The organism is Pseudoalteromonas sp. Xi13, assembly GCF_003952205.1.
GTDB lineage: Bacteria > Pseudomonadota > Gammaproteobacteria > Enterobacterales > Alteromonadaceae > Pseudoalteromonas > Pseudoalteromonas atlantica.
The window spans coordinates 2,043,699-2,063,435 of the sequence record NZ_CP034439.1 but is presented as its reverse complement, the minus strand read 5'-3'; the positions used below and the strand labels follow the sequence as shown (position 1 = coordinate 2,063,435).

The 19,737-nt window shown below is 40.8% G+C and carries 12 protein-coding genes; 10 read left to right on the top strand and 2 right to left on the bottom strand.

The genetic code is table 11. From position 1 onward, the window contains the following. Positions 1-72: 72 nt before the first annotated feature. Together EJ103_RS09275 and EJ103_RS09270 are read right to left on the bottom strand one after the other, a co-directional pair. Positions 73-687: a GntR family transcriptional regulator gene (locus EJ103_RS09275; RefSeq protein WP_096041592.1), complete on the bottom strand. Its 615-nt coding sequence runs from the start codon at positions 685-687 to the stop codon at positions 73-75. Between the two features lie 105 nt (positions 688-792). Next, positions 793-3,129, bottom strand: coding sequence for a beta-galactosidase (locus EJ103_RS09270; RefSeq protein ID WP_126007297.1), 2,337 nt, complete (start codon positions 3,127-3,129; stop codon positions 793-795). A 322-nt stretch (positions 3,130-3,451) separates the two neighbouring features. Between EJ103_RS09270 and EJ103_RS09265 the strand changes: the two genes are divergently transcribed. The 10 genes from EJ103_RS09265 (at position 3,452) to EJ103_RS09220 (ending at position 19,731) form a co-directional block, all read left to right on the top strand. After that, positions 3,452-5,047 (top strand): MFS transporter, encoded by a 1,596-nt coding sequence (locus tag EJ103_RS09265; RefSeq protein ID WP_126007295.1) that lies wholly within the window; start codon positions 3,452-3,454, stop codon positions 5,045-5,047. After that, positions 5,044-5,982, top strand: a complete 939-nt coding sequence (locus tag EJ103_RS09260; protein ID WP_126007293.1) for a sugar kinase — start codon at positions 5,044-5,046, stop codon at positions 5,980-5,982. The genes EJ103_RS09265 and EJ103_RS09260 overlap by 4 nt, the downstream gene beginning before the upstream one ends. A 9-nt stretch (positions 5,983-5,991) precedes the next feature. Next, the gene (locus EJ103_RS09255) at positions 5,992-7,080 is read left to right on the top strand and encodes a family 43 glycosylhydrolase (RefSeq protein WP_126007291.1); all 1,089 of its coding nucleotides are present in this window, start codon (positions 5,992-5,994) and stop codon (positions 7,078-7,080) included. An 11-nt stretch (positions 7,081-7,091) separates the two neighbouring features. Further along, the gene (locus EJ103_RS09250) at positions 7,092-8,147 is read left to right on the top strand and encodes a UDP-glucose--hexose-1-phosphate uridylyltransferase (protein WP_126007289.1); all 1,056 of its coding nucleotides are present in this window, start codon (positions 7,092-7,094) and stop codon (positions 8,145-8,147) included. Further along, positions 8,144-9,298 carry a galactokinase gene (galK, locus tag EJ103_RS09245; protein WP_126007287.1) on the top strand — a complete coding sequence of 385 codons (1,155 nt, stop codon included), beginning with the start codon at positions 8,144-8,146 and terminating at the stop codon, positions 9,296-9,298. The genes EJ103_RS09250 and galK overlap by 4 nt, the downstream gene beginning before the upstream one ends. Before the next feature lie 10 nt (positions 9,299-9,308). After that, positions 9,309-10,337, top strand: a complete 1,029-nt coding sequence (gene galE / locus EJ103_RS09240; RefSeq protein ID WP_126007285.1) for a UDP-glucose 4-epimerase GalE — start codon at positions 9,309-9,311, stop codon at positions 10,335-10,337. A gap of 67 nt (positions 10,338-10,404) precedes the next feature. Continuing rightward, positions 10,405-12,750 carry an alkaline phosphatase D family protein gene (locus EJ103_RS09235; protein ID WP_126007283.1) on the top strand — a complete coding sequence of 782 codons (2,346 nt, stop codon included), beginning with the start codon at positions 10,405-10,407 and terminating at the stop codon, positions 12,748-12,750. A 210-nt stretch (positions 12,751-12,960) separates the two neighbouring features. After that, complete coding sequence (locus tag EJ103_RS09230; protein WP_126007281.1) at positions 12,961-16,425, top strand: TonB-dependent receptor; 3,465 nt, start codon at positions 12,961-12,963, stop codon at positions 16,423-16,425. A 73-nt stretch (positions 16,426-16,498) separates the two neighbouring features. After that, entirely contained in the window at positions 16,499-18,379 is a 1,881-nt protein-coding gene (locus EJ103_RS09225) for a TonB-dependent receptor (protein WP_126007279.1), read from the top strand. Positions 18,380-18,402: 23 nt separating this feature from the next. Continuing rightward, complete coding sequence (locus tag EJ103_RS09220; protein WP_126007277.1) at positions 18,403-19,731, top strand: cytochrome c; 1,329 nt, start codon at positions 18,403-18,405, stop codon at positions 19,729-19,731. Positions 19,732-19,737 lie beyond the last annotated feature (6 nt).

Genomic DNA, 19,737 nt, shown 5'->3' with positions numbered 1-19,737 from the left:
AGGGGTTTTATTGGCTTTAAAACTAAAAAAGCCACTTTGCAGCGGCTTTAATTCAGCATAAAATTTATTTCATTACTTGATATTGTGTTTAATCGCTTTGATTGCAGTGGCGCTATCTTGGGCTTTTAGGGCTTCAAGAATTGCGCGGTGTTCGTTAACACACTCAGAACTTGAGGTAATACGTTTGTAATTTAAACGCATACGCATGACATACGGATACCAAATATTAACCAGTTCTTCACCACCAGCTTGGTAAATTAAATATTGGTGAAACGAGATATCGATTTTTGTGACTTCAGTGTAATCTTCACGCTCCAAGGCATCTTGCAACGAAGCTAAGATATCTTCTAAATCTGCAAAGTGTTGCTCATTTAAACTGCCGTTTAACTCGGTTACGGCATATTCTTCGATACTGCGGCGAAGTTTGATCATTAACTTTTGCAGTTTAGGGTCGAGTACACTGTTTACTGATGCGCCACAGTTATTACGTGAAATCAATAAACCTTCTTTCGTTAATTGCAGTATAACATCGCGGATAGGGCCACGAGATAGGCCAAATCGTTCTGCTAATTCTTTTTCATTTAATTTAGTTTGTGGGGGCATCTCACCAGAAATAATATCTGAACGTAGCTGCTCAGCTATCTGATCTTTTACAGATAAAATTTTTGTTGGTTTAGTTGCGGCCATATTTTTTCCTACGTTTATTTTATGCTTTGTTTTTCTTTACTTAGTGTATATAAAAAAAAGCGAATGGTCTATTGTCAACACATTACAATAGACCACTATTTAAGCTTATTTTTTAAATCGACGCTCGTACATTTCGTTGTTTATAGTTTTTGCCGCTTCGACCATTTCAGTATAGGGGCGATCTGTGACTGTAATAAAGCCAACGTTATAGTTTTCTCCATCATAAGCTCGTCCTGTAATAGGTGAGTCTATGTATTGGAACCAGTGAGCACCAATAAAGTATGGATTATCAATCACTGAACGCATGTAATCTTTGTACATTTTAGCACGGTCTTGTTGATTTGACGCATGGATAAGACCAGGGTGAAATAGGCCAGAATCTGATGCGCCTACATGGAACTCACCAATAATAGTTGGCTTGTCGAATTCGCTTAAGAATTCCCATTTTTTAGGTTTAATGCCTTCTTTGTATGCATTAAAGCTTATCACATCAACATGCTTTGCTGATGCTCTAACGACTTCAATGGGCATTCCCCAATCAGGAAAACGTGCGCCTAAGTACAAGTGATTAGGTAAGTATTTATCCATAGCTGCATCAACAACGCTAAAATATTTATCGGCGTAAGCGCTTAGCATAATTGAAAAGTCAGCCAGTTGGTCGTTGTTTTTAACATCCACTTTCACGCCTTTATCAAACTCTTGCCATGAGGCTAAATTTAAATGCCACACTTTATTGAGTTCGTTTATGTCAGTGTATTTTTGTTTCATTAAACGTGAGAATTCAGCTTTAGTTGGCACTGTGGCGGCGTCTCTGCCTAGGGTGTTGATCACGATACCATAATGGCTTTGCACTGAATCAGGGCGACCAAAGCTTTTTTCGTTATCAATAAACACGCCTACTGCCCAAGGAGAGTTTTTAACCTCTTTAGCCACATTTTCTACTGTAATATTGGCACGCTCTGTAAAATGCGGGTCGAATACGTCAGGCATTGCACCCCAAAAGTCATTACCGCTTGAAACGGTTTTAAAGTCGCCGATGATCCAGCCATTGGCAAAGTAGGGAACTTGCTGATTATCGTAGTAGCTTGGATCTGTCCAGTTACCTAGTGAAGTAAAGCCCCATGTGATCATGCGTTTTAAGGTTACTTCACGCCATTTTTGCATATAGTCGCTATTGTTTTGACCATATTTACGCTCTAGGTTGGAAGAATAAAAGCTGTAAGTTTCACCATGAGCGAGTGGACCAGAGTGAGCACTCTTACGGTAACCATAGTGTTTACCCATTGGCTCATCGTAGCTGGGCAACCATTCAAACAGGTCTTTACGTACTTGTGATGCGACAAAGCGACTTGCTAGGGCTTCTTTATTCACTTGGTTTAAGCCTTTAGAATCTTCCGGTGTTAAACCTGATTCATTGGCACTTTTGAATAGGGATTGGTCAAAATCATAGCCAGTTAAGGTAGTGGAATTGGCAAGACGAATAATATCTAAACCCGTTGCCAAATAAAGGTAACCGTCTGGGTCAACCAGCGACCATTTACCCTTGTATTTTGCTGTTCTAAAGTAGCCTGTTCCTTCAAGTTTTGGCCCTTGTGCCCAACCGCCAAAGCGTGAGCGATCTGCTGGACGCTGTGATAGCAGCTGTTGCGCTTCTTGTTTTTTATCTGCGATTAATTCGGCTTCAGAGTCTACTTTGTAGGCAAAGTCTTGTTTTGCATTTTGGCCAAACTTATCAACAATGTGGGTTAAAAATTCAGTATCGAATTCAGGGTTGCTACGTAAATCGATTGATTTTATCTGTAATGCTTTATCATGTAATGCGCTTTGTACACTCAAAGAAATCTTAGTGATCCCTTTTAGGTTTAAATTCTTTTTGCCCCACATAGAGATAAACTGAGTTTCATCGGATTGCCATGTTGCAGGATTAGAGCGTAAGCCTGAGGTAAAGTTAAGCTCTACATTTTCTTCTCCCTCAGGAGTGGCTAAATCATGGCCATCAAGTTTGGCATAATAAGTATTAAAGCCACCGATAGGTACATTCACTGTGCGGGTATAATTAGCACCATCAATATCTGAGATATCTAAGTAAATTTGTACTGAATGTTGGCCTGGGTTTGCAAGCTCAAAGGCAATATTGAAATCTTTAAATTGGCTCCAATCCCATGGGGTATCCGGGGTTAATGTGATACCTGAATAGAGGTTTTGCTCTGAATCAAATGCAACATTAATCACACCAGCATCATTAGTGACTCTTGCGCCGCTGGTTTTTATTTGTACAGCGGTGTTAGCTGTATGTTGGTCATCATCTAACAGCTGCAGCAGGGTTTTGCTGGTGTTTGTTGCTTGTGATGCCACGGGTTCTGACACACTGTTTGTCTGCTGATTACATCCTGTGAGAGCGAGTAGGAGTGCGGTTACAGCTAGATTTTTTTTATGTTTCATTGTTGTCCAACCTTATTTAAGTATTTAACACACCATACACGAAAAATCATATATTGAAAATTGTTAACAAAGTGCAATTAATTTGGTTTTACCTGAATTCATCTAATTTATTGATTTTTAATAATTAAAAAGTTTAAAAAAATTATAAGTACAAATCTAATTTGCTAGTTTTTTTAAAATATATGTTGCATACGAGTTAATTATGAAATAACCTCAAATGAATCGCTCATGGTTAATTGTTAACAATATCCAGAGCGGCATGCACTGATTATTAATTTCTCAATTAACACACAACGATAACAACAAAATTGGATAAAGATGTATGAATGGTAGCAACCGTAATGTGTTCTTTTTCGCTTTGGTGGTCGCCTTTGGCGGTTTTATTTTTGGCTTAGATGCTGCTTTGATCTCAGGAACGGTTCGTTTTGTTTCTGCTGAGTTTAATTTAACTGATATACAAATAGGCACTGTGGTAAGCGCTCCTGGTTTTGGCGTGTTATTCGCCTTATTGATCACCGGGTATATATGTAACGTATTTGGTCGTAAAAATACACTGATTGGCATTGCATTCATTTATATATTTTCAGCTATTTCTTCGGTATTAGCGCAAAGTTACGAAGCGTTAGTGATTGCACGTTTTATTGGTGGATTGGCATTTACGTCTTTATCAGTGGCTGCAATGTATATTGGCGAAGTAGCCCCAGCTAAGTACCGTGGCAAGTTGGTTTCTATGATCCAAATAAATATTGTTGTCGGTTTATCTGCAGCCTATTTCGCAAATTATTTACTCGTTGAGCTATCACAAAGTAGTTATCAATGGGTCAGTACTTATGCAATGCAAGATAACTTATGGCGTTGGATGCTGGGTGTTGAAGTTATTCCTGCTGTTATTTGGTTTTTATTGTTATTTACTATTCCGCAAAGCCCTCGCTGGTTAGTTATGAAAAGCAACGAAACACGTGCAAAAGCGGTGTTATTACGCTTAACCAAATGTAGTACGCTGGCCGCTGAACAACTGCAATCCATAAAGTCGAGTTTAACCGACTACTCAGATAGCGGAAGCTACTTAGCTTCATTCAAACAGTTACTTGATAGTCGTGTTCGTGCTGCTGTGATTATTGCGTTAACAATAGCATTGGTACAGCAAGTCACTGGGATTAACGCCATTATGTTTTATGCGCCAACGGTGTTTGAGCAGTTGGGTGTGGGGACTGATGCGGCCTTTTTAAATGCGGTGTTAATTGGTTTGGTTAGTATTGTGTTTACAGTGGTGGCTATTGTTTTGATTGATAAGCTTGGCCGTCGACCTTTAGTGATTGGCGGTTTAGCAACGGCAACGTTGAGCTTATTTATGTGTTATATCGGCTTTAGTCAAGCCGAGTATAGTCTATCAGCAGAGCATATTGCTGAATTTTCGAACTTAAATACAGTGACTGGGTTAGAGCAATTAATTGGTCAGGTATATCACAGTGATGTTGAGTTTAAACGTGCTTTGGCCACGGTGTTCTCTGCAACCCAATTACAAGGTTTTGAAAGTGATTTAATACAACGTGCGGCAACAATTAATGCCCCACTTATTTCACTCGGTATTGCAGGTTTTATTGCCGCATTTCATTTTTCAATCGGGCCTATAATGTGGGTTATTTTTTCTGAAATATTCCCAACCCGTATCCGTGGTGTTGCCATTCCAACGTTTGCCTTTATTGCAAGTGTTGTGAGCTACTTAGTTCAGCAATTTTTCCCTTGGCAATTAAATAATTTTGGTGCGGCGAATATCTTTTTGTTTTATAGCATTAGTGGCGTGATTGGTTTTGTCTTACTTTATAAAATTATGCCAGAGACGAAAAACAAGTCGATTGAAGAGATTGAAGCGCAATTAGCCGGTGTATCAGCTAAAAAAGTATTGGAGGGTGTGTGAGTACTTTATTAGCGATAGGCGAATGTATGGTGGAGCTGGTTCCTCAAGGGATCAGTGAATGCAAGCAATCGTTTGCCGGAGATACGTATAACGCTTTAGTTTACGCCAAGCGTTTTGCACAGCAGCTAAATTGTGAATTATTTACAGCGGTTGGTGAAGACGTATTAAGTGTCAACATGCTGAAAAAATGGCAACAAGAAGGCATTAGCGCTCAGCAAGTAATAAAAACGGCTACGCATAATGTAGGGATCTACGCGATTTCAACAGATCAACAAGGTGAGCGTAGTTTTGATTATTGGCGTAATCAATCTGCTGCTAAACATATGATGCAACTGTTTGCTGCCAAGCCATTTGATTTAGGTTTAGGCGCAAGTGATTGGGTGTTTTTTAGTGGTATCAGTTTAGCCATTCTTGATAATGAATCTAAACAAGCATTACTTGATTTATTAGCCAGTTTAAAACGACAAGGCTGCACCATTGCGTTTGACCCTAATTACCGTGCCCGTATGTGGCAATCAAAAGAGCATGCAATTGACTGGTTAGAGCGCGCATACCAAATCAGTGATCTCGTATTGCCTGGGCTTGATGACCACCAGACCTTATTTGGCCACACGGATATTGGCGAAATAGTCCAGTATTGCCAACAATTTGCTGTTAATGAAGTGATAGTAAAAGCCGGTAATAAAGGCATGCAGGTGTTTTGCCAAAATAGCTTAACGGCGCAGTGCTCATTTAATCCTGCGCCACAGCAAGTTGACAGCACCGCGGCAGGCGACTCTTTTGCGGGCACTTACTTAGCGGCCAGAATGACTCATCATGAACCACAAACCGCATTACACATGGCTGATAAAGTTGCCTCACACGTTGTGCAGCATCAAGGCGCCATTTTACCTTTTGACGTTTACCAAGCGCTTAAATTAAACAGTGCAAAGTAAGGAATAGACATGTCTGATAATCAACAAAAATTAAGTTTAGCGAGCCGCCGAGCAATCGAAAGAGGCTATGACAGCCGAGGTCCTCAATGGTTAACAGAGTTTGATGTAGCGCCTTTAAAAGGTGATTTTGCTTATCAAGAAGGGGTTATTCGCCGTGATCCGTCATCAGTTTTATATATAGATGGGCTTTACCACTGTTGGTACACCAAAGGCGAAGGCGAAACGTTAGGTTTTAATGCAAATGATCCCGAGGCAAAAGTATTTCCGTGGGATTTAACACAAGTGTGGCATGCCACATCGAAAGACAGTATTACGTGGCAAGAGCAAGGCGTTGCTATTGCACGTGGTAAAGCCGGTGAATATGATGACCGTGCCGTATTTACACCTGAAGTATTTGCTCATCTAGGTAAGTATTATTTGGTTTATCAAACAGTTGAAACACCTTATACCAACCGTCAATACGAGCATATTGCCATTGCTCTGGCCGATTCTCCTTTTGGCCCATGGCACAAGTCAGCTGCGCCAATCGTTAGCCCAAGTAAAGATGGTGTGTGGTCTGGGGATGAAGACAACCGCTTTGCCGTTAGTAAAAAAGGCAGTTTTGATAGCCATAAAGTACACGATCCATGTTTAGTGTTTTTCCAAAATAAATTTTACTTGTATTACAAAGGTGAAACGCAAGGAGAGGGGATGAACTTTGGCGGGCGTGAAATCAAACATGGGGTTGCAATTGCTGATGACGTAATGGGCCCGTATGTAAAATCAGAGTTTAACCCTATCTCTAACAGTGGTCATGAAGTGGTGGTGTGGAACTTCAGAGGCGGAATTGCCAGCCTGCTGACAACGGACGGCCCTGAAAAAAATACCATTCAATTTGCAAAAGACGGTATTAACTTTGAAATAATGGCGCATATTAAAGGCGGGCCTGAAGCCATAGGTTTATACCGCCCAAGCAAAGGCTTTGATGAAAACCCTGCGCCAGGTCTTAGTTGGGGGCTGTGTCATAAATATGATGCTAGTTGGAATTGGAATTATATTTGCCGTTTTACACCGCGTAAGCAAGTGCTTGATGCCGGCACATTTCAAAATAGTAATTAAGGCTTTCAGTAATGAATAATCAAAACAGCCAATTTGACCCTACTGAACACCCACATCGCCGATTTAACCCTTTATTAGGGGAATCCGTATTGGTCTCACCGCATAGAGCTAAGCGCCCTTGGCAGGGCCAAGAAGAGAGTGTCGATCATGAAATCAAACCAGCCTATGACGAAAACTGTTTTTTATGTAAAGGCAATACTCGGATCAATGGTGAAGTAAACCCTGATTATGAAGGGACGTTTGTTTTTACCAATGACTTTGCTGCACTGCGTGAAGATGTACCTGATGTTGCGTTTGATGATCCATTATTTAGTATGCAAACTGAGCGCGGTACTGCACGAGTAATCTGCTTTTCGCCGGATCATTCGAAAACCTTGCCTGAATTGTCTTTGGCTGAAATTACCAATGTGGTGGCAACGTGGCAGCAGCAATGTAAAGAGCTATCACAGACCTACCGCTGGGTACAAGTGTTTGAAAACAAAGGCGCTGTAATGGGTTGCTCTAATCCGCACCCGCATGGCCAAATTTGGGCGCAACACCAGCTACCTAGCTTAGTCGAGCGCAAGCAGGTTAACTTACAACAATACACCGATCAGCATGGGTCAAACTTATTGCTTGATTATGCCAAACGAGAAGTGGAATTACAGGAGCGCGTTGTCTGTATCAATGATGACTGGCTAGTGGTTGTGCCTTATTGGGCTGCGTGGCCATTTGAAACGCTTCTATTACCGCGCTTTGCGATAACCAGAATGACTGATTTAACAACAGTCCAGCAAGCGAGTTTAGCTGAGGTGATCAAACTAATCACAGTCAAATACGACAATTTATTTCAATGTTCATTTTCTTATTCAATGGGGTGGCATGGTGCGCCATATGATGACCAAGATGACTCATATTGGCAATTACACGGCCAGTTCTTCCCGCCACTGTTACGCTCTGCAACTGTTAAAAAGTTTATGGTGGGTTATGAAATGATGGCTGAAGCGCAGCGCGATATAACCCCAGAGCAAGCCGCAACTATATTAAAAAAACAATCACTCACTCATTATAAAGAGAACAAGAAATGAATGTTGAGCATAGCGTACGTTTAGCTTTTATTAATCACTATGGACGCGAAGCAGACTTTATAGTTAAAGCTCCTGGGCGTGTCAATTTAATTGGTGAACATACAGATTATAATGACGGGTTTGTACTACCTTGCGCTATTGAATACGCCACTTTTATTGCGGTGTCGGCGCGAGATGACGATAAAGTAAATGTACTTGCACTTGATTGTAATAATCAAACAGATTCGTTTTTTATTAATACTGAGCTTAATAGCCACAGCACTCAAACGTGGAGTAACTACGTGCGCGGTGTAGTAAATGAATTACAAAAAAGCGGCTATACACTAAGTGGTAGCGATATCTGTATCAGCGGTAATGTACCCCAGGGCGCAGGCCTTAGTTCTTCGGCCTCCCTTGAGGTGGGTATTGCCTATGCGTTTAATCATTTATGTGATTTGTCTATTGAGCGAAAAGAGGTAGCCAAAATTGCGCAAGCTGCAGAAAACAATTTTGTGGGATGCAACTGCGGGATAATGGATCAGCTTATTTCAGCATGTGGTAAGCAGGGGCAAGCACTGGGTATTGATTGCCGCTCACTTGATTTAATTGAAGTGGGTATTGACCCAAGCATGAGCATTTTGATGATTAACTCTAACGTTAAGCGTGGCTTGCTAGATAGCGAATACAACTTACGCCGCGAGCAGTGTTATGAAGGTGCTGAGGCCTTAGCTAAATCAAGCTTACGTGAGGTTAGTATTGAGGAGTTTGAGGCGCAAAAGCATACCTTAAAAGCAGATGTTGCAAAACGTGTTGAGCATATAGTGTATGAAAATGCGCGAACTCTAGAGGCGATGCACGCGTTTAGTAATAACGACACCACAGCATTAAGCAAACTGATGATGCAAAGCCATGAATCCATGCGTGATTTGTTCGAAATCACGACACCAGAAATTGATTTTCTTGTGGATATTATTGCAAATGTAATTAATACACATGGCGGCGTAAGAATGACGGGCGGTGGTTTTGGTGGCTGTGTGGTTGCATTTGTTCCTAAGGTTTTAGTAAAGGATGTAATTTACGCTATTGAATCGCAGTACGAGCAGCAAACTGGATTAAAAGAAACAATATACACAAGCGTACCTTCAACAGGTGTATCACTTATTAGTGCATAAGGAGAGCCAAATGGACAAAGTACTGGTAACAGGTGGGGCGGGCTATATTGGCAGCCACACTGTTTTAAGCTTATTAAGAGATGGTTTTGATGTAGTTGTAATAGATGATTTAAGTAACTCAAGTCGTGAAGCGCTAACTCGTGTAGAGGCCTTAGCAAAGCGCAAAGTAGAATTTATTCATGCCAGTTTACTCGATACTGACAAGTTATCTGCCACGTTTTGCGAGCACAAGTTTGATTCTGTTATTCACTTTGCTGGCTTAAAAGCGGTTGGCGAATCAATAAAAAAACCACTTGAATATTACTATACCAACTTGGTATCTACCTTAAACTTATGCCAGTGCATGCTTAAATATAACGTTAATAAGCTAGTTTTTAGCTCTTCAGCTACGGTTTATGGTCAAGGTGCTTCAGTCCCTTATACCGAAGACTTACCGCTTGGACGCGCTGCAAGCCCATATGGGCAAACCAAAGTAATGATCGAACAAATTTTGCAAGAAATCGTTGCCTCTAACACAGCTCTCCAAGTGGCAAGTTTGCGATATTTTAATCCTATAGGAGCAGATGTTAGCGGCCAAATAGGAGAAGACCCATTAGGTATTCCTAATAACTTAATGCCTTTTATTGCTCAGGTAGCTGTAGGTAAACGTGACAAACTCGCTATTTTTGGTGGTGACTATCCTACAGAAGATGGCACGTGTGAGCGTGACTATATACATGTGAGCGACTTAGCCGAAGGACATATAAAAGCGCTTGTATGGCTAGGTGAGCAAAAGCATAGCCTTTATGAGGCATTTAACTTAGGTACAGGCACGCCTTATTCTGTGCTTGGCATAGTAAAAGCATTTATTCGCCATACGGGGGTTGATATTAAGTTTAACATAGTCAAAAGACGCGATGGCGACCTTGCCGCGTTTTGGGCTGACTCTACGAAAGCGAAGACTGTTTTAGGTTGGCACTGCAAATATACTCTCGAAGATATGATGAAAGATACATGGCGTTGGCAAAGCAATAATCCTAATGGCTATTTAGGTGTATAACTCCCTTTTGTATAAACACTTTTTATACAACGCAGTTTAACTCACACACAATAATACAGGTGATTAAATGAAGCGTAGAAGTTTTTTAAAACTCAGTGCCGGCTTAATTGGCTCAAGTATGTTAAATGGCTGTGCTGGGCTATTTGCCTCCTACAGAGGAGATTTAGCATCAACAGCACCTATAGATAACACCATGCTGAGTAAGCAAGTATGGTTAGGAGCGCATTTTTGGGGAAACAGACTTCAAGATTGGCAGCGCGAAGGGAATGAGCTCATATGTATACGAGAAGGTAAAAGCTTTGAAGCACGCACCGTCTCGTTATTAACTAGGCAGCTCAATAGCTCTTTACAAAGCGCTCGCCTAAAAACCACCGTACGTAATTTAACCCCGGGTGAAAATGGGTTCTGTGGATTTTTACTTGGCGTTGGAAAAGGGGAGTTAACCGCTAAAGGGGCTGCACTGGCTCAGCGAGCGGGAGGAGTCAATGGCGGGATAATTGCAGCATTTGAAAGCAGTGGTAAGCTTTCGTTTCGACGCTTTGATGATGAAAATAAACCACTTAAATTTGAGACAATTAATAGAGACCTGTTCACCTTAAAGCAGTATCAAGATGGAAAGAAAATAACGCTTGATTGCCATATAGATCCCATAGAAAGCGAGTATTTTGATATACGTTTAGTGGCTACTGATGCAGAGAGTGGTCAAGAGCTTGGTTTTGCTTTACTTCACAAAGTACCAAGCGAGCAATTACAAGGCGGCATTTCTTTATTAAGCTCCTCTGAACCACTAGGAGATGGCGCGCGTTGGAGTTTTAGTGAGATTCAAACTGGTGGAGCAAAAATAACTAAAAATATTAGTAATACATTAGGACCCGTTGTAGGTTGCATGTATACAGTAAATAAGGAGGTACTAAAGTTAACGTGCCAATTAATGCCGCTTGATACACAGGCTTTGCCATCCGTAAGCTTAGAATATAAAACGCAAGGTGATAAAAATTGGCGATTAGCTGCCAATGCAAAGATTGAAGATGGCTACGTAGCGCGCTTTAGAGTCACTGGCTGGGATTATTTACACACTCACTCATACCGTATAGTTGACCCAAATAATGCGCGCGATAGTTTATACCACGGCACCGTGGCGAAGGACCCTCAAAATAGTAAAGAGTTTGCTATTGCACTGTATTCTTGCATTATACCTACATCGAAAAGCCTTGATAATACCTATTACACTAAGCTCATCGCCACAGAGCGAGAACTTGGACGCTACACTAAAGACAATATTTTATTTCCCCATACTGAACTGATAGAAAATACTGCTTATCATAATCCCGATATGTATGTCTTTTGTGGTGACCAATACTATGAAACTTACCCAACTCGATATGGCCGCCACACACCTGATGCCAAGCTAGATACCCTATATAAATGGTATTTATGGTATTGGGCGTTTGCCGACAGCATAAAAGACAAACCAACCATCATCCTTGCTGATGACCACGACGTATTGCAAGGTAACTTGTGGGGAGATGGTGGTGAAAACTCAGATAAACCAAAAGAAGAAGATGGTGGCTTTAAATGGGATAAAGATTTGATCAGAATGGTTTATCGCATTCAACATGGGCATAACCCGGATCCGTACGACCCTACACCAATTAAATATGGCATTCCAGTGGCTTACGCCACATTTGAATATGGTGGAATTAGTTTTGCCATTGTAGAGGATCGTAAATTTAAATCTCCGCCGGATTATAAAGCAGACAAACTTGCAACAACGGGTGAGCTATTAGGTCAACGCCAAGAGTCATTTTTAAAAGCTTGGCAAAGTATGCACCCAGGTAAACCTAAAATTTGTATTACGGCATCAATATGGGGATCACCACAGACAGATGAAAAAGGGAATGCACTCATTGACTTTGATTCAAATGGTTACCCAGCGGATGGTAGAACCCAGGCAGTTAAGTTGGTCAGTGAAGCCAATGCGTTGGTTATTGCCGGTGATCAGCATTTAGGCTTGTTAGCTTATCAAGGGATTGAGGATTACGATGATGGTAGTTTATTTTTTGCCGGACCTGCCAGTGCCGCATTTTGGCAGCGCTGGTTTGAGCCTAAACCAGCGCTCTCTAATCAACGCAATAACGATAGAAATACGGGAGAATTTATTGATACCTTTGGTAATAAAATGCGTGTATTAGCGGTGGCCAATCCAAAAATTAGCCACCAAGAGTTTGCTAAACAAAATAACAGCTGGGGTAAATTTTTGGCCGACCGAGAGCTCAAAAGTGAAGGCTATGGCATTATCAAGGTTAATCACCAGCAGCAACACTATCAATTAGAGTGTTGGGAGTGGCGCACCGACCCTGCAACGGGTAAACAATTTGCAGGTTGGCCTTATGTTAAAAAATTTAACAAATAATTTAACTGACTTTTATAAATAACGTTGAATCCCTTTAATTTAGCGAAACCGTGATAACGAGTGCGAAGTAAGCGTGAAAGCAGCTTCGCTTTTTTTAGAATTAATTTAATATTGTTAACAAAATACAGTTGACAATGAATTGCTACTCATACTATGTTTACAAAATAACAATCTGACAACATAATAAAACCTTCAACAGGGAACACACACATGACGACAATAAAGAAGACATTTAAACTCAGCGCATTGACAGCAGCGCTATTTGCTTCGAATTTGATTTATGCACAACAACAAGAAGATGAAAAAACAAAAGCTGAAGATGATATTGAAATTATTGAAGTAAGTGGATTAGCTGCAAGTGTAAAAAAATCAATTAATGATAAACGTTTTGCTGAAAACGTAGTTGATTCAATTAACGCTGAGGATATTGGTAAATCGACAGACCAAAACATTGCCGATGCACTCTCACGTGTAACGGGTGTGTCAGTGCAGACAGTAGATGGTGAAGGCGCACGAGTGACTGTTCGTGGTGCTAACTCTCAGCAAAATAATATTAGTATGAATGGTGTACAGCTCGGCTCAACGGGCTATAGCCAAGGTGTCGATTTATCTCAGTACTCATCAGATATCTTATCAAAAATCGAAGTCGTAAAGACCCCAAGTGCAGATCATGAAGAAGGTGCATTAGGTGCGAATATTAATTTGACCACAACCAAGCCGCTCGATTTAAATTATGAAATAAACACCATGACGCTTGAAGGTCGTTATAACGACTTATCAGAAGAAGATAACTATAAAGTCTCGGGCACGTTTTCAAGAAAATTCTTTGACGATACTTTTGGTTTTGTTTTTACGGCTGTCAAAGAAACTAATGCGTATCGTAAAGATCAATACTCTGCAACAGAGTGGTATGCAATTGAGTCACCTTTAGCAAGAGATACTGAGGGTAATATAGTTGAAAATGCAGTCGGTATTACACCGCGTAATGTGCAGTATCAATATCATGAAAGTCAAAATGATCGTATTAACTTTAATTTAGGCCTGCAATGGCGCGCCTCAGAGGACACCGAGTTTAACTTTAATGCTATTATTGGTAAGCAAGATATTAATAACTCAATGCACGGTATTAATACCCGCTCAGTGGAGACCAAAAACTTAGTTGAAGGTGAAGATCCTGGATTAGCGGGTGTTATCGCGGGTTACACCGATCCAGAAGAAGATTGGCGTACCATTGATTTAGAAACCAATACATTCACTAAATACGTTAACCGTTTCGGTAGTGGTGGTTTAGTACAATCTGAAGGCGATTTTGAAAATAAAAATCAAATATTCTCTTTAGATATGAAGCATAATTTTAGTGATTCACTGACTATGGATGCGGGTATTGGTTACTCTAAAACAGAGCAAATTCCAAATAACTCTGTGTATGTGGCATTACAAAACTTTGCCAATATTAGTGCATGGAGTTTGGCAACGGTGCCTCCAGAAGATATGGAGCCTGTGGGTTATGATTGTAGCAATGGTGGGCAATGTAATTTAGTAACCGGAACGGGCTTAATTGACTATGGCGAAAATGATACTTTTGGTGATCCTAACAGCCTTTGGGATAATTACAGCACCACGGGTTTTAATCCGGACGAATTAGATGCTCAGCATCTATCTTACATGGGCAGAACATTAAACACTGTAGAAGATGAGCAAAAGTCTTTGTTTGTCGACTTTGACTACGTGCTTGATTCCGATAACTTTCGCTCAATTGAGTTTGGCGCTAAGTGGTCAAATCGCACTAAGTATGTTGATGCGCAACAAGGTACTTTTAATAATGTAGGTGAAGGAGTTGTAGTAACAAACCCAAACACTGGATTGCCAGCGGTCCTGGGCAGTGGCCTGCGTGATATTACCGGTGAAATGATAACCGATGGTGGAGAATTCCCTGTTGATGACTTTATGGCGGGCCTTGGATATGGTCGCGATGCTGTGACAGATGGTTGGAGTAGTTTCTCTGCATTCAAAGCGTTTGAAGTAGCATTAGGTAGCCCCGAAGTAGCATTTAATACGGATGATTCGAATACCCGAAATACAGAATTAGATAATCTAGCATTTTACACAAAGCTTAACTTTGACCTGCAGGATGGCCGTATCACTGGTGATGTAGGTATTCGTTATGTAAAAACAACGGTTGAAGTGCAAGGCGCCTCTGGTGTGCAATTTGCTTATGACCCCTCAAATAATGCCCGCTTAATGGACCCTTTCAAGCTTGCTGAGCTGCGCGACCCAAGCTTACCACTTTGTGCTGCGACGCCGTTCTATGGCACCGATTATAATGAAGAAATTCGTTGGTCTAGAACAGATGGCTTGGGTTATGACACCTTAGGAACCAATGATAAGACTGATGATGTTAAGATACCAGATCAAGGTCCGTGCCATGATCCTAATGCAATACAAGGTAGTGAGTTTGAATCAGAATGGTATTTATGGCGTCACGCTGATGTGTCTACAGAGAAGCATTGGATATACGGTGAACGAGTTTATGATGAAGCAGGTAACTTATTACCAACGGAAGATAGAAGCTTACGTTCTTTTGCCGTTACAGATGAGCACGAATATGATTTATTTTTACCGAGCTTAAATGTCAATTACTTATACAGTGAAGACACAATTATTCGGTTCGCGGCATCAAAAACAATGGCACGCCCACAGATTGATTCGCTTCGCCCTGGCTTTAAAGTAAAGGAAACACAATGGGGCGGCGAAAATCGTAATAACACCATTACTTTGACGAATCCTAAGCTAGATCCTTTGGAGTCAGTTAATCTCGATTTATCCTATGAGTGGTATTTTAATGAATCAGGTTTATTAGCAGCTACTTTATTTTATAAAGACATGACTAACTTTGAAGAATCAGAAACCATCGTTACCTATATGGATGATTTACGTGATGTTGGTTTAACTGAGGGGGAAACATATGATCCAAATGATCTCGTACTGATTGCTGGTGAAGATAGCTTAGAGGGGTGTATGCCTAAGCGTTTTCAAGGCGGCCAAGATTACGAGCTAGATTGGATGTATTCAGGTGATTTAGAGCAAATGTGTGCCAAGTTTAATACAACACAGATTAAAAATGGTAAAGGTGCATCAATTAAAGGTCTTGAATTACAGTACATGCAAACGTATGACTCACTCCCTGGGATCTGGTCTGGTTTAGGCTTGCAGGCAAATTATACCTACCAAGATTCAAAATATGATCAAGAAGTATCTTCAATTGATAGCGATGTGAAAGTACCTTCTCTTGCTGTGGCGTATACCCCTGAGCATAGCTATAACTTGACCGGCTTTTGGGAGAAAAACGGTCACCAGTTACGTTTATCGTATCAAGGTACAACTGATCAGTTAGTTCAACGCTCATGGGAGAATGGTTCGCTTTGGGAAGAAGGTCGGCAAACGCTTGATTTCTCAGCAAGTTATAAAGTGAATGATAATATCAGTGTTTCTTTTCAAGTCGCTAACCTAACAGATGAAGGCGTTAGACAATATTTCACTAGCCGTTTCTTACAAGCGGGTGGTGTAACCTTTGATGAAGGCAGCCCACTTGAAGGTGAAGCCACTAAATCACGTACGGTTTATCAATATCATACCGGACGAACATTTAGACTTAATACCCGTATTAATTTCTAACTATTTTGCCTAAGTACGTAGCCCGCAGTATTGCTGCGGGTTTTTTGGTTTAGTTATAAAAAATAGGGTTGTAATGTTTTATCAAATGAAATTAATGATGCGTGCGACAATAATGTCATTTTTCTTTGTCGCGTCGGTTAACGCGCAGATTGAGCAGCTGCAAGTTTACGGTAATTACTATCCCGTAAAAGCAAATCAAATACCGAGTTCACTATTCGTACTCGAAAAGAGCCAAATAGACACTATCGCAGGGTTGTCGGCACTCGATATATTAACCTTGGTGCCAGGAATTCGAGTACAAAAATCAGGTGTAAGCCAAGAAATTTTTTTACGTGGTGCTGAAACAAACTTCGTTATTGTTCAGATAGATGGGGTGCAAATAAATAACCCATTGGACAGTCGTGGCGGCAGTTTTGATTTAGGTACGCTATCGAAAGACTTGATTCAACGTGTAGAAGTGATTAAAGGCGCACAATCGTCAATTTATGGTTCTGATGCCATTGCTGGTGTGATCAATTTTATTACCTATGATGCTGATGCCAGTAACACCTTGGTTTCGGCCGGTGCCTTTGATAATGGTTCACAAACCGCGACGGCGACAGTCGCGTTCGATAGCGCAGAAATAGGTTTAACGGCAATCAATAGTGACGACTCGGCTACTGGTGATGAGCAAGAATCTATTGAACTGAATGCACACAGTGTCATTAGATATAATAACGACAGTGAGACTAAGCTGAGTGTTCGTTTCAGCGATTATCAACAAAAAGCGCTTGCAGACCAAAGTGGCGGCATTTTATATGCTCAAGACTCGATAAAAGATGACAAACAAGGCCAAGTATATTCAGGTAGTGTACGTCATAATCAAGTGATTTCACAAAGTCATCAGTTAGCATTGCAGGCAGAAGTTTTCAGCTCGTCAGATAGTTTAAAATCCCCAGGTATAGCACCTTATTTTTCAGCGCCACCAAGCTACTCTGAGAACGACTACTCGTACTACAAATTACGATTTTTAAATAGGTTGCAGTTTAACCATGCACTGGTCACTGTGGGTATTGATTTTAAATCAGAGTCGGGTGAAACCAATGGCAGTACGCAAATGCATACCTTTACAGATATGGGACAAATGGTTGTGTTTGATCTGCCTAGCGAATATGACATAGACAGAGAAAATCTAGCAGGCTTTGTAGATGCCAAGTGGCAAGTGGATAGATTAACGGTTTTCTCAGGTATTAGATACGACAGCACCAAAGATTTTGGCAATCAAACGACGTGGAAATTAGGCGTAAATTATCAATTTAATGAACAAGTGCGAGTGTTTGCCAATACTGGCACCGCTTTTAAATTGCCAAGTTTATATGCACTGAGTAATAACTTGATTGGTAACCCTAATTTGAACCCTGAGGAAGCAACAAACCAAGACATTGGTGTTGAGTTTATATTAGAACAAACCAACGTTAGCTTGTCAGTGTTTAACTATGAATATACCGATCTTGTTGATTTTGATTTCGCCACATTTTCACTGGTAAACCGCTCAAAAATCATTAGCTCAGGTATCGAGCTAATTGTGCAAGGACAGCTGAACGATGATTTTTCATATAATTTCGACCTTACTTACATTGACCTTCAAAGTAGCGAAAATGAAATTCTAACTGGGCGTCCTGATTGGCAGGGCGGCTTAGGAATTCAATACCAAGTGAATGACAATGTGACCACTTCGCTAAATATGGATTATGTTGGAGAGACCCTTGGAACAAGCCAACATACTGGCGAAAATAGCGTTTACGACTTGGGCGCTTACAATAAAATTGGTATCACGACACAGTGGCAAATTCGTTCAGACATTAGATTAAACGTCTATGTACAAAACCTTTTTGATAAAAGCTATCAAGTGGCCGTTGGTGTTCCAGGCCAAGAGCTTGGGTTTGGTGCAAACGTTCAATGGACGATTGATTAGTCTTGATTGTGGAGTGTATTGATATGATTAAAGGATTTTTTATTGTTGCTCTAATGCTGTTTACAGCTGTTGAGGTTAATTCTGAGGAGCTAGATGAAACACTGATCCAAAGCAGTACTAATCCTGTTGTGTTGCAACATGGGAAAGTACTGTTTGAGCAGGTTTGTGCGTCTTGTCACAACAAAGATTTGAGCGGCGCAAGTGGATTTAATTTAAAAGATGGCGAATGGGTTCACGGAAAACGACCCTCAGAAATATTAAACAATGTAAAAAACGGTTTTATGAGTGCCGGAATGCCTGGGTTTGCTGATGTCTTTTCTGAAGAACAGCTTCGCTCAATTGTTTCATATGTGTTGTCAAAGCGAGAAGGGTGGGATGATCTTCAATATAAGCTCTATCAATTAGACAATGAACATGATCAGGTTGTGAGGGAAGACAAATTGATCAAGTCTGGGCAACTTGCAAAGAACCTTGCTGACTTTGCGATACCTGAGGTACAAGATTATTTTATTGAGTTTGAAGGCGATTTTTACGCGCCTAAGGATAAAGATGCTCAGCTTTGGTTAGAGTGGGGCGCACCTCATGAAATGGAAGTATTTATAAATGGCAAGCAGGTTCAAAGAGGCGGAACGCCGTGGTTTCCAACCTGGCGACTTAAGCGAGGCAAACAGCGTTTAAAGCTTACTTACCGCTCTGGAAAGAGTAAACCTGGGCAAAGAAACTTAACCGTTATCGCTACTAATTTAGACATGACCATTAAGTTATTTGCAGTTTCGAGCCGCGCTAAAGTGATCATGGACGGCAAAAAATTTGAAATCAAAGCGACGTCAGACACCATAGTTCTAAGAAAACGCATCCATAAGCTTCCGCCTTTGAGCATATCTGTAGGAATGCCAACCAAGTTGAACTATGCATTCAATAGCAAAACTTGTTCTATTAATGGGCTATGGCAAGGAGATTTGCTCAATATAGGGCCAAATATATCAGGTCGCGGTGAAGATCCAAGTTTACCGTTGGGTGAGTGGATATTTAAGTCGCCTCAAGGCATAAAGCACGTAACCGACGCTCAGCAGGTGTGCAGTTATAAAGGCTATCAACTGGTTAATTCAAACCCTATTTTCAACTATGCAATTGGGGATATTAATTTTAGTGTCACTGCAATTGCTAAACACAGCAACAAAATAAGCTTTTTGTTCAACTCAAACAACGAAAATAAAACAGTCACTTTACGTTTGCCCACCTCTGAGAACTTAATTTGGTCGTCCGAGAATGGCAAAATCACTGCGGATAAAGCAGTCATTACTACTAACAGCAAAGGCTCGTTTGAATTGACAGCCTCAATAGAGAAGTGAAACTAG

What these genes read in the sequence shown, in the direction of transcription:
- galK (WP_126007287.1), top strand. Translation starts at nt 8,144, where the DNA reads ATGAATGTTGAGCATAGCGTACGTTTAGCTTTTATTAATCACTATGGA.
- EJ103_RS09255 (WP_126007291.1), top strand. Translation starts at nt 5,992, where the DNA reads ATGTCTGATAATCAACAAAAATTAAGTTTAGCGAGCCGCCGAGCAATC.
- EJ103_RS09265 (WP_126007295.1), top strand. Translation starts at nt 3,452, where the DNA reads ATGAATGGTAGCAACCGTAATGTGTTCTTTTTCGCTTTGGTGGTCGCC.
- EJ103_RS09230 (WP_126007281.1), top strand. Translation starts at nt 12,961, where the DNA reads ATGACGACAATAAAGAAGACATTTAAACTCAGCGCATTGACAGCAGCG.
- EJ103_RS09220 (WP_126007277.1), top strand. Translation starts at nt 18,403, where the DNA reads ATGATTAAAGGATTTTTTATTGTTGCTCTAATGCTGTTTACAGCTGTT.
- EJ103_RS09225 (WP_126007279.1), top strand. Translation starts at nt 16,499, where the DNA reads ATGTTTTATCAAATGAAATTAATGATGCGTGCGACAATAATGTCATTT.
- EJ103_RS09270 (WP_126007297.1), bottom strand. Translation starts at nt 3,129, where the DNA reads ATGAAACATAAAAAAAATCTAGCTGTAACCGCACTCCTACTCGCTCTC.
- EJ103_RS09250 (WP_126007289.1), top strand. Translation starts at nt 7,092, where the DNA reads ATGAATAATCAAAACAGCCAATTTGACCCTACTGAACACCCACATCGC.
- galE (WP_126007285.1), top strand. Translation starts at nt 9,309, where the DNA reads ATGGACAAAGTACTGGTAACAGGTGGGGCGGGCTATATTGGCAGCCAC.
- EJ103_RS09275 (WP_096041592.1), bottom strand. Translation starts at nt 687, where the DNA reads ATGGCCGCAACTAAACCAACAAAAATTTTATCTGTAAAAGATCAGATA.
- EJ103_RS09235 (WP_126007283.1), top strand. Translation starts at nt 10,405, where the DNA reads ATGAAGCGTAGAAGTTTTTTAAAACTCAGTGCCGGCTTAATTGGCTCA.